Raw genomic sequence first — 13750 nt, forward strand, 5'->3', positions numbered from 1 at the left:
AAAGGAGCAGTTATGAATAGTATTCCAAGCGTTGAAATCGATAGCTCCGACCATGTTGCAAAAACAACTAAAACAACATGTCCATATTGCGGTGTAGGTTGTGGTGTTAGTGTAAACGTTCAACAAAAACCTCAAGGACCTGTGGTGCAAGTTGAGGGGGATGCTGAGCATCCTTCCAACTTTGGGCGCTTATGCATTAAAGGTAGCCGACTTGCGGATACTTTGGGGTTAGAAACACGTCTACTTCAACCGATGTTTGGTCGTAAGCCACATCGGACTGTAACCACATGGGATGCAGCAATCAATAAAATTGCCGATAAATTCCAGTCTTGTATCGATCAATATGGTCGTGACAGCATTGCATTTTATGTTTCAGGTCAGCTTTTGACTGAAGACTATTATGTGGTGAACAAGTTTGTAAAAGGCTATTTGGGCACTGCAAATATCGATACCAACTCACGTCTTTGTATGTCATCTGCAGTGGCAGGTCACAAACGTAGTTTCGGTGAAGATATTGTGCCAGCAAGTTATGAAGATTTTGAACATGCAGATATGGTGGTTTTGGTTGGTTCCAATACCGCATGGTGCCATCCTGTGCTCTATCAGCGGATTATGCAGGCTAAAAGCCACAATCCAGATATGTTTGTTGTGGTGATTGACCCACGTTTTACCAGTACTTGTGAGCAAGCGGATTTACATTTACCGATTTTACCGGGCCAAGACGTCGCATTGTTTAACGGTCTATTCCAATATTTATATCAAAATGGTCATGCCGATCAGGCTTTTGTGGATGCTTATACCGAAGGTCTGCACGATGTTTTGGAAAGCAGTGAGCCAGAAACTGATATTGAATATGTCGCAAAGCGTACGGGAATTGCACTCGATAAGTTGCAACAGTTTTTTGAGAAATTTGCTCAAACTGAAAAAGTCATTACCCTATTTTCAATGGGTGTGAATCAATCAAGTCAGGGTGTAAATAAAGCCAATAGTATTATTAACTGTCATTTATTGACTGGAAAAATTGGTAAGCTCGGCGCTGCTCCATTTTCAATGACTGGTCAGCCCAACGCGATGGGTGGCCGTGAAGTCGGTGGCTTAGCCAATATGTTGGCTGCACACATGGACTTAGATAATCCACTACATCAAAAAGTTGTTCAAACTTTCTGGGACAGCCCATTTATTGCAACTCAAGCTGGCTTAAAAGCAGTGGATTTATTTAATGCGGTTGAAGCTGGAAAAATTAAAGCCATCTGGATTATGGCAACCAATCCAGTCGTGAGTCTGCCAGATGCCGATCAAGTTAAACGTGCTTTAGAGAAGTGCGAGTTAGTCGTCGTGTCAGATATCTGTGCCGATACCGATACTACGGCTTACGCCGATATTTTGCTTCCAGCTTTAGGTTGGGGGGAAAAAGATGGCACAGTGACGAATTCTGAGCGTCGTATTTCACGTCAGCGTGCTTTTTTACCTGCACCAGGTGAAGCAAAAGCAGACTGGTGGTCTGTTAGCCAAGTCGCGAAAAAATTAGGCTTTAATGGTTTTGATTTCGAGAGTGCTGTTGATATTTTCAATGAACATGCAGCGTTATCGGCACAAGATAATACAGACATAGATACTCGTGAACAAAGTAATAATTTCCGTTATTTTAACTTAAAAGGCTTAATGAATCTGAGCGCTGTGGAGTACGATGCGCTGCAACCAATTCAATGGCCAGTGTGGAATAAAAACCAAGATGCTAATACCGTTCAACAACTGTTTGGCAAAGGACAGTTTAGTCATAAAAATGCCAAGGCGAAATTGATTCCAACTGTTGCAATTGATCCAGTTCATGCAATTTCGGAAGACTATCCACTTATTTTAAACACTGGACGTATTCGAGACCAATGGCACACCATGACGCGTACAGGCTTGTCGCCAAATTTGACCAGTCACCGTGCCGAACCATTTTGCGAGATTCATCCGAGTGATGCCTTAAAGTTTGGTGTGCGTGATCAAGGCTTAGTAGAAGTTCGTTCGAAATGGGGCAGTTGTGTACTACGTGTGACATTCTCGTCGGGAGTACGTCGTGGGCAAATTTTTGCGCCGATTCACTGGACTGAACAAGTTGCGTCCGATGCTCGGATTGGTAAAGTCGTTAACCCCGAAGTCGATGCTATTTCAGGCGAACCTGAGTTCAAACATACACCTGTCACGATTCAACCGTTTTATACTACTTGGCAAGGTGTGCTTTATATACGTGAAGGATACGATTCGCATATTCAAGAATCGCTACATCACTGTGCATGGTGGACCAAGGTCAAAATGGTGAAAACTAATCGTTACGAACTTGCAGACCGCCAAACTTTTCATGATACTCAAAAGAATCTGAAAAGCTTTTTGCCATTTGCCGATGAAACCTTTGAATGGTTAAGCATAGAAGATATCTCTTCACAACTGAGCCATAGCGTTATTTTGAAAGATGGCATTGTAATTGCAAGTCTATATATTGCACCGTCAGATTTATTGCCAGATCGTGATTGGATCGCAAGTCTGTTTAAACGTGAACGTTTAAGTGCTTTACACCGAAAAGCGTTACTGGCTGGCATGCCAATGTCTGCTACAAATAATGACGGGCCTTTAGTCTGTAGTTGTTTTAAAGTAGGTAAGAACAAAATTATAGACGCAATCAAAACTCAAAATATTACTCATGAAAAACAGGTTACTGCATGTTTAAAAGCAGGTGGGAACTGTGGTTCATGTTTACCTGAGATTCGTGGCTTGATTAAAGCTTGCCAACAAGAGGTGGAAGTGTGAATAAGGGATATCCCGTAACTGATCTGGTCATTTTGGCGGGTGGACAAGCCCGCCGTATGAATGGTTTAAATAAGCTGTTGCAGCAATTTGATGGCGATACGCAACTACTCAAAATTCATCAAAAACTAAAGTCATCTGTATCTGAAATTTGGGTAAATAGTCATCGTGATTATTCGATTTATCAAAGTATTGTGCCTGATATTAAGTGTTTTCAAGATGATGCTTCCGGTTTTTTCGGCCCACTTATGGGCATGAAAAGCGCATGGTCACATGTAAAAGCAGATTATGTTTTGTGTATTCCCTGTGATGTGACGTATATACCTACGCAAGTCGTTGCGAAATTACACAGCGCACTACGCAAAAATAAACAAGCTCAGGCAGCCTATGTTTCAATTAATGGGGATGCTTTATACCCATTTTGCTTATTAAAGCGTGAAAGTCTGATTACGATAAGAGAGCAAATTGACAAACAACGATTAAGTTTAAAAGAGTGCTTTAAGCTTTTACATGCACAAGTCGCCGTATTTCAAAAACAAAACTTATTTTTTCATAGCATTAACTCTTTGGATGAGCTCCAACAATATAAACAAATCAATGCTTTTAAAGAGATATTTACCGCGAGTTAAACATTAGATTCTATCAATTTACAAACTAAAGTGATGTTATAAACAAATTTAAAATGATGCGTTCTTGACTATCTAATACATAAGTTCTATTTTGGAACTTGTTATTTTAATTCTAGCTAGATGTATAAAAATAAACGGAGCCAGAAAAATGATGGACGCAGCTCAGCAAAGTAAAACAGATGTGACCGCATGTATCTTATGTTCTAGAAACTGCGGTTTAAGTGTCGAAATTAAAGATAACCAGTTTGTCAAAATTAAAGGTGATCCCGAACATCCCTTTTCTCAAGGTTACATTTGCCAAAAAGCTGCCAGATTACAGCATTACCAGCAACACGCAGACCGTTTGACCACACCTTTAAAACGTCAGCCTGATGGATCATTTCAAGAAGTAAGTTGGGATGTTGCCATACAAGAAATTGCTGATCGATTAGTGCAGATTAGAGATGATTTTGGTGGGACTGCTTTTGCTTCTGTTGGGGGCGGCGGTCAGGGTAACCACCTCGGCGCAGCGTATGGTCGACAACTTTTGCTGGCCATGAAAAGTTATTATGCATACAACTCACTTGCCCAAGAAAAAACGGGTGATTTCTGGCTCAATGGTCGTTTATTTGGTAGTCAGGCTTGTCATACCACAGAAGATGTTGAACACGCAGATTATGTGCTTTTTATTGGAACAAATCCTTTTCAGGCCCATGGCATTCCCAACGCCCGAGACACGCTAAAACATATTAAGAAAGATCCGAATCGAACCATGGTTGTGTTTGACCCGCGTGTTACCGAAACGGCTAAACAAGCAGATATTCATGTGCAATTAAAACCTGGAACAGATGCTTTTTTAATGTCAGCCATGATTGCGATCATTATTAAAGAAAACCTTTACGATGCAGCGTTTATTAATCAGCACACACAAGGTTTTGAAGACGTAAAAGCAGTATTTAGTCGTGTGCCGATTGAAGACTATATTGCTAAAGCTGATGTTCCAGTCGATTTGATTTACCAAGTAGTTCGAGATTTTGCCAAAGCTAAAAGAGGCTGTGTGCGGATTGATTTAGGTATTCAACATACTTTAAATACGACATTAAACGGATATTTAGAAAAACTACTGTACTTAGTGACTGGAAACTTTGGAAAGCAGGGTACCAATAATTTGCATACCATGTTTATTCCAATCTTAAGTGATACAGATGAAAGAAAGCCGAAATATAGACGGAGTGTTTACCATAAAATGTTCCCGATTTCTGGGTTCTTCCCGCCTAATATTTTACCCGATGAAATCTTAAACGCAGGGGAAAAGCGAATTCGCGCAGTTTTTGTAGATAGCTGTAATCCGTTATTAACTTATCCTGATACACCAGCTTTTGAGGAAGCCTTTAAAGCCTTAGATTTGTTGGTTGTGGTGGATGTTGCGATGACAGAAACCGCAAGACTTGCACACTACATTTTGCCAGCGCATACCCAGTTTGAAAAATGGGAATTTACTGGTTTTAATTTGGAATTTCCTAAAAATGGTTTTCACCTCCGTCATCCTGTATTGGCCGCTCAAACGAATACTTTACCGGAAGCCGAAATTTATACTCGATTACTTGAAGCTATGCAGGTGATTCCAAAACGCTTTCCAATTTTAGAAAAAATAGCTTCAGTCGACTCGAAAAAAACAGCCTATTTACCGTATTTGTCTGCATTAGGACTCACTTTTGCACGACACAAAAAATATATTCCCTTTGCAGCTTCAATTATCTATCGTACTTTAGGTAAGCAGTTAGAAAAATCAGCTGGTTCAGTAGCTTTTTTATTGCCGCTCTCTATTCAATATGCTGTCTTACACACCAAAGCGGTACGTCGTGCAGGTTATAAAGGTAATCCGTTAACACAAGGTGTCAAACTATTTGAGCAAATATTAAAGCAACGTTCAGGTATGATTTTATCGCAACATGAATATGACGAAGTCTGGAAACTGGTAGCTTATAAAGATAAGAAAATACGTTTAGCTATTCCCGAGATGTTAATTGAGCTCGCAAATTTAAAAAATCATCAGGTTAACGTTGAAGAATTTCCTTTCATCCTTTTGTCGGGTGAGCGACGTAGTTATAACGCCAACCAAATTTACCGTGACCCAGCATGGCGAAAAGTAGATGCTGAAGGAGCTTTACGAATTCATCCTGAAGATGCGAGGCAGCTTAATGTAGATGCAGGTGGTCAGCTTAAATGTATTTCACAACATGGAGAAATTCAGGTTACCGTAGATTTTGATGAGGGAATGCGAAAAGGAGTTGTTTCGCTTCCACATGGTTATGGCATGCGCTTTCAAGGTGGTGAACCCATTGGACCACAATTAAATCGACTGATTTCCACTGAACATTGTGATCCATTATCTAAAACGCCGTACCATAAATATGTACCCATCCGCTTAGAAAAGTGCTAGAAATAATGTAAGGCAAATAAGAGATTAATGCTGCACCAATTTTATACAGTTTTAAAATTACAGTGAATTGGTGCAGCCAAAGGTCTATCAAAAAACCGAAGAAGTTATGGATGATAAATAGAACTGGAACAAATTTTGCAATAAAGATCAAAGCACTACTAAGGCGCAATTTTACAAGTTTAATTGCTCTTAATGAGTGCTTGCAATATTTGAACTGTTCTCGATATGAGTGCAAATAATGAAACAATATCACTCTGAAACTGCGCCAATGCTTTTGCAAGACCAATATGGGCGTATCAAGCGAAAGTTACGAATTTCGGTAACTGATCGCTGTAATTTTAAGTGTGTATATTGCATGCCTGAACATCCTGAATGGTTAAATAAACAAGACTTGCTTAGTTTTGAGGCACTCTTTCAGTTTTGTCGTTTTATGGTGCAACAAGGCATTGAAAGCATCCGTATTACAGGCGGCGAACCATTAATGCGTCAAGGCATTGTTCATTTCGTTCGTGATTTACAAGCTTTAAAAGCATTAGGTCTAAAACGCATTTCAATGACTACCAATGGACATTATCTTGCTAAATACGCTAAGCAGTTAAAAGATGCTGGTTTAGATGATTTAAATATTAGTTTAGATAGTCTTGATTCAATTCAATTTAAAGAACTCACCAAGAAAAAATTAGAACCAGTTCTTGAAGGTATTCAAGCTACAAAAGATGCAGGACTACCTTTTAAAATAAACTGCGTGTTAATGAAAGACAAAAATGACGATCAAATCTTACCCATGGTGAGGTGGTCAATCGCCAATCATATTCCGCTACGTTTTATTGAGTTTATGCCGCTTGATGGTGATGCACTCTGGTCAAATAAAGATGTGGTGAGTGAAGCTGAAATTTTACAGGCGTTGCAACCGCATTATTCGGTACAAGTCATCGAGCAACAACATGAGCCAGCGCGTCAATATCTGCTTAACAATAGCTACGCTCTAGGCATCATTTCTACCATTACTCACTCATTTTGCCACCAATGTGACCGCATTCGACTAACGGCGCAAGGTGAGCTATATAACTGTCTCTTTGCTCAGCAGGGTTTAAATATTAAGCCGCAGCTTCAAGCACTATTACGTGCACAGAACTCAACTGATCATGTGCTGCATAGTCAGCAATTGAAAGATCAAGTTATGCCGTATATCTGGAATAAAGCCAAAGGCTTTCATGCTTTACAACATCAACAAACCCGTAAAATCAGTATGCATATGCTTGGGGGATAAATGCAGCAATCTATCCAAATTAAAATCGAATCATTTGGTGCAATTGAAAAATTGCTTCCACAAAATCTTTCGTTAGTTTTCCCCACCGATATTTTAGTTAAAGATGTCTTAGATGAAATTGTTTCATTGCATCCAGAATGTACACAGGCCATGGAAAAATGTGCATGCGCTATTGGCGATAATGTCATAACCAGGCAATCTGCCTTAAATCAGCCATGTACTTTGGTTTTATTATCACCAGTTGCAGGAGGCTAAGCCATGCGAGATTTTGCACGTATACAAGAGCAGGCTTTAAGCCTAGATATTTTTGATCCTATTGAATCATTTCCTGAATGCGGTGGAATTGATATTTTTATGGGTACGGTTCGCAATCATCATGAAGGTAAAGCTGTTAAGGCGTTGAAATATACCTCGTATAAACCGCTTTCTGAAAAAATGATACGTGAAATTGAACTGGAAATTGAGAAAAAGTATCAGGTATCTTATGTGCGAGTGGTTCATCGGATTGGATATTTAGATGTGGGCGAAACAGCAATCATTGCAATTGCTTATGCAGCCCATCGCCGTGAAGCTTTTCAAGCATGCGAAGAAGCGGTTGAGCGGGTAAAACATGAAGTGCCTGTGTTTAAAGAAGAGTTCTTTACAGATGGCACGAGTCATTATGTAGAGGGCTGTTGTATTCGTAAGGATGCACCGCACGACCACAAGCATCACCATCATGCCGGCCATGAACACTCACACTGAAATAAGCAAGACTAGGATAAATAATGAAAAACGTAGGAATGAAGCCGGAAAGTTATCGTGTTGCTGAAGCACAAGCCATTTTATATGCACCACCACACTGTATTGAATTATTAAGACAAGGAAATACCGAAAAAGGGGATGCATTAAAAACCGCACGTGTAGCAGGAATCTTGGCAGCAAAACGAACTGATGAGCTGATTCCTTTGTGTCACCCACTGCCGATCTATCGTGCAGATGTTGAATATGAATTAGAACATGATTTTGTAAAGATTATTACCGTAGTCGAAACCATTGGTCCAACTGGCGTAGAAATGGAAGCCTTAACGGCTGCAAGTCTTGCAGGGTTAACCATTTACGACATGTTAAAACCGCATTGTGAACCAGAAGAACTCTGGATGGATCAATGTAAATTGCTTAAGAAAAAAGGTGGCAAATCACACTTTAAGCGAGTTCTTCGTCAGCCTGTTTCGGCTGCTGTTATTGTGTTGTCAGACACCGTAGCAGCGGGTAGAAAGCCCGATACTGCCGGAAAATCTGTGGTTGAAACTTTAACCGAGGCAGGATTTGATCCAATTCATTACCAAATTTTGCCAGATGAAGCGGATACTTTGAAAAACTTAGTGCTTGAGTTGAGCAAATCATATGCTTGCATTATGACCGTTGGTGGAACTGGAATTGGTAAGCGTGATATTACGGTCGATACGTTAGAGCCACTTCTTGAACGTAAGCTAGATGGCTTAATGGAAGCTGCTCGTTCATTTGGACAAAAACGCACGCCATATGCTGCAATGTCGCGTGGAGTAGCTGGTTTTATTGATCGCTCTTTAGTAGTGACTTTACCGGGAAGCCGTGGTGGAGCAAGCGAATCAATGGCTGCTATTTTACCTGCCTTAGTCCATATTTTTGATGTTTGCCGTGATTTACCACATCCGGGAGGCTATGAATAATGTCAGGTTGTGGTACAGAGCGTGGGTTGATTAGCGTAGATGAAGCAATTGAACTGATTAGTAACCGACCTAAAAAATTAGGTTCGATTCAGCAACCTCTTCAAAATAGCCTAAGTAGGTATCTTGCTAAAGAAATTTATTCAGAAATTAATTTACCAAGCTTTTCTCAAAGTGCTGTGGATGGCTATGCACTTTGTTGTCATGCCGAAGATTTAAATAATCAAAAGTTTCAGGTTACTGGTGAGATTCGTGCTGGAAGCGAAAGTCATGACATCCTAAGCGAAGGTCAAGCGATTCGCATATTTACTGGCAGCAAAATTCCTGAAGGGACAACGCATGTAGCTCGGCAAGAAATCGTATCGATTGTTTCGCCTCAAGAAATTTGTTTAACGGAGCATATACGCTTTCAAGCTGATATTCGTTTTACTGGCGAAGAAATCCAGCAAGGGCAGTTACTTGCGCAAGTTGGACAATTTTTGAATATTGGAAGTTTGGCTGCCTTAAGTATGGCGGGTGTGCAAACTGTTGAAGTCTATCGTGCACCGAAGGTCGCTGTTTTGATCACGGGTGATGAAGTTGCCGAAACAGCAGAAGATCTAGCTGAAGGTAAAATTTTTGATGCGAATGGCCCATTACTAAAAGCTTGGTTTGAAGATTATGGTTTAGATGTTGAACTCATTCATGTAGCAGATGAGGCAGCACAGGTCACACAATATTTCGACCAATTAAAAGATAGCCATGATGTGGTTATAACCACCGGTGGAGTCTCTGTTGGAGACTATGATTTTGTTCGGCCATGTGCTTTTGAAGTTGGTTTTGAACAGATCTTTTGGAAAGTAAAACAAAAGCCAGGTAAGCCACTCTTTTTTGCTGAATATTCTCATCCAGAATCAGATCACCACTGTTATTTACTTGGGTTGCCCGGTAATCCTGCTGCGGTCTATGTGTCTATGCAGGTTTACGGTAAAGCATTGCTTGACACTTTGCAGGGAAACCAAGCTGGGCCGGTATGGTTTAGTGCAATTTTAGATCACGATTTAAAAGAAGATGCACGTGAGCGTTTTTTACGAATGCATGCATATTTTGACAATGGACAACTCAAAGTTAAAAGTCTGGCAAAACAGCAATCGCACATGCTGAGTAATTTAATGCAGGCCAATTGTCTGGTGCGAATTCCAGCAAGTGTGAAACTAGAAGCAGGTCATATTTTGAAGGGCGTATTTATTTCAAATTAATAATCAGTAATGGTAAATATAACTCACTATATAATTGAGTGAGTTATATTTATTAAGCAATTTTTAATAATAATTTTAAATTTTTTTATAATGAAAACTCTTTCATAAGCTTGATAAGAAGTTATTTTAATAATGAATCTTGCATAAATCGTGCTAAGTGGTTTAGGGTATAAACAATAGGGCCATTAGGCTAGGAAATATCGAGGAATGCATAAAGATGAAATGGGACGACATCGGTGATCAACCTTGTTCGGTTGCTCGTATGCTATCAGTGATTGGCGATCGATGGACGATGCTAATATTACGTAATGCTTTTATGGGAATACGCCGTTTTGACGATTTTCAAAAGTCATTAGGTGTCACTCGTCATGTCCTCTCGGATCGTTTAAAGCGTTTGGTTGAATATGAAATTTTAGTCAAAGCCCCTTATTTTGATCGGCAGGAACGCTTTGAATATAAATTGACTGATAAAGGTTTTGAGCTTTATCCAATTATTTTGTCTATGGCGAATTGGGCTGATAAATGGATGGATCAAGGTTTAGGCAAACCTTTAGAATATCGCCATAAAACTTGTGGTCATAAATTTGAACCAGTCATGGTATGTTCGGTTTGCCGTGAACCTTTACATGCAAAACAAGTTCAGGTTTCAGCTGGGCCGGGTTATTTTGCATATATGCAGCACAAACAGAAACAAGCTTAATTTCTCTTACTACCAATTATAAAGACTCTAGTTGAATCGCATCAGCCAGAGTCTTATAGATATGGTCATGATTTGACTGTGTTACATTAAAGCGTATGAATTGACCAGCATTGGAAGCTTGGCTAAACGCGTTTCCTGGTGCAAGAATAACCTGATGATTAATACAATATTTTGCAATTTCTGAAGCTTCAACTCCCTTTGGCAAATGACACCAAACAAAAATTCCAGCTTGAGGCTTAATCCATGGTTTTATACCCAAAGGTTCTAACTGAGTAATGGTATCGTGCATTGCTTTTGCTAAACGAACCTTTAATAATTCTATATGTTTACGATAAGACCCATCTGTTAAAGCACTTAATAAAACTTCAGCTGATACACCATTGTGAGAAAAGCTTGTGGCAATTTTCAGGTCGGTGAGCTGATCAATCCATTCTGGTTTAGCAATAATATAGCCACAACGAATAGATGCTGATAACGTTTTAGAAAAACTTCCAATAAAGATTACACGTGAAAGATTATCCAAAGCAGCAAGCCGAGGAGCAGGGCTATATTCAAAGTCTGAGAAAATATCATCCTCAACAACAATCAAATTTGATTGTTCAATAAGTTTTAATAATTGATGCGCCGTAGAAAGAGAAAGTACTGCACCAGTTGGATTGTGAATTCCTGAGTTGGTGATATAAAGACGTGGATTGTAAGTCTCAATTGCTTCTTTAAATGCCTTTAAGTCAGGGCCTGTTGGTGTGTAGGGAATACCAATAACTTTGACTTGATGAACTTTAAGCAATGCATGAAAGTTGAAATAACAAGGATCATCAATCAAAACTACATCATCGGGCTTTAGTAAAAATCGGCAGACCAAATCAATTGCTTGAGTTCCAGAGTCTGTTAAAAGTACTTGATTAAGATTTGCATTGATACCTTTTGCTTGAGCGCGTCTTGCCAGTAAATCACGTAGAGCTGGTAATCCTAATGGCGTTGAATAACCCATTAAACAATCATCTGGGCTTTTCGCGGCGCTCCTTAAAGCTTTACGAATACTGTCTAATGGCATCCAGTCATCGGGTAGCCAACCGCAACCAGGCTTAAAAACATCTGCTTTCGCTTCCAAAGATTGACGTGAAATCCATAATGGATCAACTGAACGATCTAATTTAGGGCCTAATTCACTTAAAGCTAAAGGTGCGAGAGGACCAACGATATAAAAACCAGATCCAGTTCTTGATTCGATTTTGCCTAAAGCAATTAATCTTTCATAGGCTTCTACAACAGTTGATACTGAAAAGCCCAGATCATTTGCTAACTTACGAACAGAAGGCAAGCGTGCTCCCGGCAATAAAGATCGATTTTTTATTTGTCGCTCAATCTCTGAAATGACAATTTCAATTTTTGTTTTTCTCTGGTTCACGTGCTTAAAATCCCAACTGTATTGGTTGTTAATACATAACAGTTATTTTAAATTGTACTGCTTTGTATCTGGTTTTATCACCTTATCACAGCTTAAATTCTTCGTATAGTGACGGAGAAAATTATGAATAGGTTTATGAATGGCTGGGTGAATGGTTTTATTGGCGTGGCTATTTTTGCGGGGTCACTGCCAGCAACACGTGTAGCTGTAATGGGGTTTGAACCGGGCTTTCTAACCGCAGCACGAGCTGCGATAGCAGGTATTTTGGGGCTTATTCTTATTTTAGTTTTAAAACAAAAGAAACCAGCCAAACAAGATTGGTGGCCTCTTGCCATTGTTGCTGTGGGGGTGGTGATCGGTTTTCCGTTGTTTACAGCACTTGCTTTGCAATATATGAATGCAGCCCATTCAATTGTATTTGTTAGTCTTTTGCCGCTTGCAACTGCAATATTTGCTGTACTCAGAGGTGGAGAAAAACCGAATCAATTTTTCTGGATATTTGCAGTATTGGGGAGTGCGGTTGTTTTTGCCTATATGTTCTTCCTTTCTGGTGATACATCACTTGGAATAGGGGACTTTTATATGTTAATGGCAATTATTTTCTGTGGCTTTGGCTATGCAGAAGGCGGTGTACTTTCAAGAAAAATAGGTGGGTGGCAGGTCATTTGTTGGGCACTTATTTTGTCTTTACCTTTTATGTTGTTGCTTACTATTTTCTATATGCCAGCTTCATTCCAAAGTGTGTCTCCATCTGCTTTAGTTGGTCTTATTTATGTGTCTTTGTTTAGTATGCTCATTGGTTTTTTCTTTTGGTACAAAGGACTGGCACAAGGCGGTATTGCTGCCATAAGCCAACTACAACTTTTACAGCCTTTAATGGGGCTCGGTATTGCAGCGGTTTTATTACACGAACATGTGAGCTGGTCAATGTTAGTGGTCACAGCAACAACTATTTTATGTGTCGCTGCTGCCAAAAAGTTTACTTAACTTTATAAACAATTTGCTGGTTTAGGAACACCTGCCAAACGGCTTAAATGACGGGCAACTAAACCAGTATTAAATTGTTGCTGTAAAATTGCATTATTAATCTCTGGACTTACCGTTTTCATTAAAAATTTAATGAGCGGGCGAGTTGCTGGAGAATGTCCAAACTGTTGATAAAACTGACGTACAGCTGCTAAAACTTCAAAATGCCAATCGGTGAGTTCAAGATCAAGCGATTTGGCAAGTTCTTGCGCAACTTCAGGATTCCAGATTGTGTAATCAACCAAATGACCATCTTGGTCTAATTCTAAATTCATGAAACCAGCCTAAATATATTATTTAAGAGAAATACAGCGATTAAACGTTAAAACCAGATCAGCAAATTGATCGTAATCTAATACCTTCACCTGAAATAAAGTATCTGTATCAAGTAAGTCTTTTTCGATGCTTAAGCATGAAACAGATTCGAATGGTTGAATCATTTCAGCAGAAAGGTGTGCAACTGAATCACCCATAAAAACAATTTGATCACCTACCCGAAAAAGATTGCGTAATTCCTCAATAATCTTCGGCGTAGAATGGTAAGAAGATTGCACAAGATAAAGTGTTGACGGATTCATT

At 39.5% G+C, this 13750-nt stretch carries 13 protein-coding genes; 10 read left to right on the forward strand and 3 right to left on the reverse strand.

The window, feature by feature from the left end; genetic code table 11:
* Positions 1 to 12 precede the first annotated feature (12 nt).
* From RMB06_RS10755 to RMB06_RS10795, 9 genes are all read left to right on the forward strand, one after another.
* Positions 13 to 2793 carry a nitrate reductase gene (locus RMB06_RS10755; protein ID WP_263613916.1) on the forward strand — a complete coding sequence of 927 codons (2781 nt, stop codon included), beginning with the start codon at positions 13 to 15 and terminating at the stop codon, positions 2791 to 2793.
* Positions 2790 to 3419, forward strand: a complete 630-nt coding sequence (locus RMB06_RS10760; protein ID WP_005068841.1) for a molybdenum cofactor guanylyltransferase — start codon at positions 2790 to 2792, stop codon at positions 3417 to 3419. Before RMB06_RS10755 ends, RMB06_RS10760 begins: the two co-directional genes overlap by 4 nt.
* 148 nt (positions 3420 to 3567) lie before the next feature.
* Complete coding sequence (locus RMB06_RS10765) at positions 3568 to 5841, forward strand: molybdopterin-dependent oxidoreductase (RefSeq protein WP_311079444.1); 2274 nt, start codon at positions 3568 to 3570, stop codon at positions 5839 to 5841.
* 229 nt (positions 5842 to 6070) lie between these two features.
* On the forward strand, positions 6071 to 7111 hold the full coding sequence (gene moaA / locus RMB06_RS10770) for a GTP 3',8-cyclase MoaA (RefSeq protein WP_311079446.1): 1041 nt from the start codon (positions 6071 to 6073) through the stop codon (positions 7109 to 7111).
* Positions 7112 to 7366: a MoaD/ThiS family protein gene (locus tag RMB06_RS10775; protein ID WP_002115720.1), complete on the forward strand. Its 255-nt coding sequence runs from the start codon at positions 7112 to 7114 to the stop codon at positions 7364 to 7366. It abuts the gene before it with no gap.
* Between the two features lie 3 nt (positions 7367 to 7369).
* On the forward strand, positions 7370 to 7855 hold the full coding sequence (locus RMB06_RS10780; RefSeq protein ID WP_311079447.1) for a molybdenum cofactor biosynthesis protein MoaE: 486 nt from the start codon (positions 7370 to 7372) through the stop codon (positions 7853 to 7855).
* 23 nt (positions 7856 to 7878) lie between these two features.
* Complete coding sequence (gene moaCB / locus RMB06_RS10785; RefSeq protein WP_000799986.1) at positions 7879 to 8802, forward strand: bifunctional molybdenum cofactor biosynthesis protein MoaC/MoaB; 924 nt, start codon at positions 7879 to 7881, stop codon at positions 8800 to 8802.
* Positions 8802 to 10037 (forward strand): molybdopterin molybdotransferase MoeA, encoded by a 1236-nt coding sequence (locus RMB06_RS10790; RefSeq protein ID WP_311079448.1) that lies wholly within the window; start codon positions 8802 to 8804, stop codon positions 10035 to 10037. Before moaCB ends, RMB06_RS10790 begins: the two co-directional genes overlap by 1 nt.
* Before the next feature lie 217 nt (positions 10038 to 10254).
* Positions 10255 to 10737, forward strand: a complete 483-nt coding sequence (locus RMB06_RS10795) for a helix-turn-helix domain-containing protein (protein ID WP_311079449.1) — start codon at positions 10255 to 10257, stop codon at positions 10735 to 10737.
* 16 nt (positions 10738 to 10753) lie between these two features.
* On the opposite strand, the gene RMB06_RS10800 is transcribed toward RMB06_RS10795, so the two are convergent.
* A complete protein-coding gene (locus tag RMB06_RS10800; protein ID WP_311079450.1) occupies positions 10754 to 12145 on the reverse strand; it encodes a PLP-dependent aminotransferase family protein in 1392 nt (463 codons plus the stop codon).
* Positions 12146 to 12268: 123 nt separating this feature from the next.
* Between RMB06_RS10800 and RMB06_RS10805 the strand changes: the two genes are divergently transcribed.
* The gene (locus tag RMB06_RS10805) at positions 12269 to 13132 is read left to right on the forward strand and encodes a DMT family transporter (protein WP_227063389.1); all 864 of its coding nucleotides are present in this window, start codon (positions 12269 to 12271) and stop codon (positions 13130 to 13132) included.
* 2 nt (positions 13133 to 13134) lie between these two features.
* Here the strand turns inward: RMB06_RS10805 and RMB06_RS10810 are convergent, their stop codons facing one another.
* Both RMB06_RS10810 and RMB06_RS10815 read right to left on the reverse strand, forming a co-directional pair.
* Positions 13135 to 13446: a TusE/DsrC/DsvC family sulfur relay protein gene (locus tag RMB06_RS10810; RefSeq protein ID WP_311079451.1), complete on the reverse strand. Its 312-nt coding sequence runs from the start codon at positions 13444 to 13446 to the stop codon at positions 13135 to 13137.
* Positions 13447 to 13464: 18 nt separating this feature from the next.
* Positions 13465 to 13749 carry a DsrH like protein gene (locus RMB06_RS10815; protein WP_311079452.1) on the reverse strand — a complete coding sequence of 95 codons (285 nt, stop codon included), beginning with the start codon at positions 13747 to 13749 and terminating at the stop codon, positions 13465 to 13467.
* Between the last annotated feature and the right edge of the window lies 1 nt (position 13750).

This window comes from Acinetobacter sp. V104_13, assembly GCF_031798995.1.
GTDB classification, from domain to species: Bacteria; Pseudomonadota; Gammaproteobacteria; order Pseudomonadales; family Moraxellaceae; genus Acinetobacter; species Acinetobacter pittii.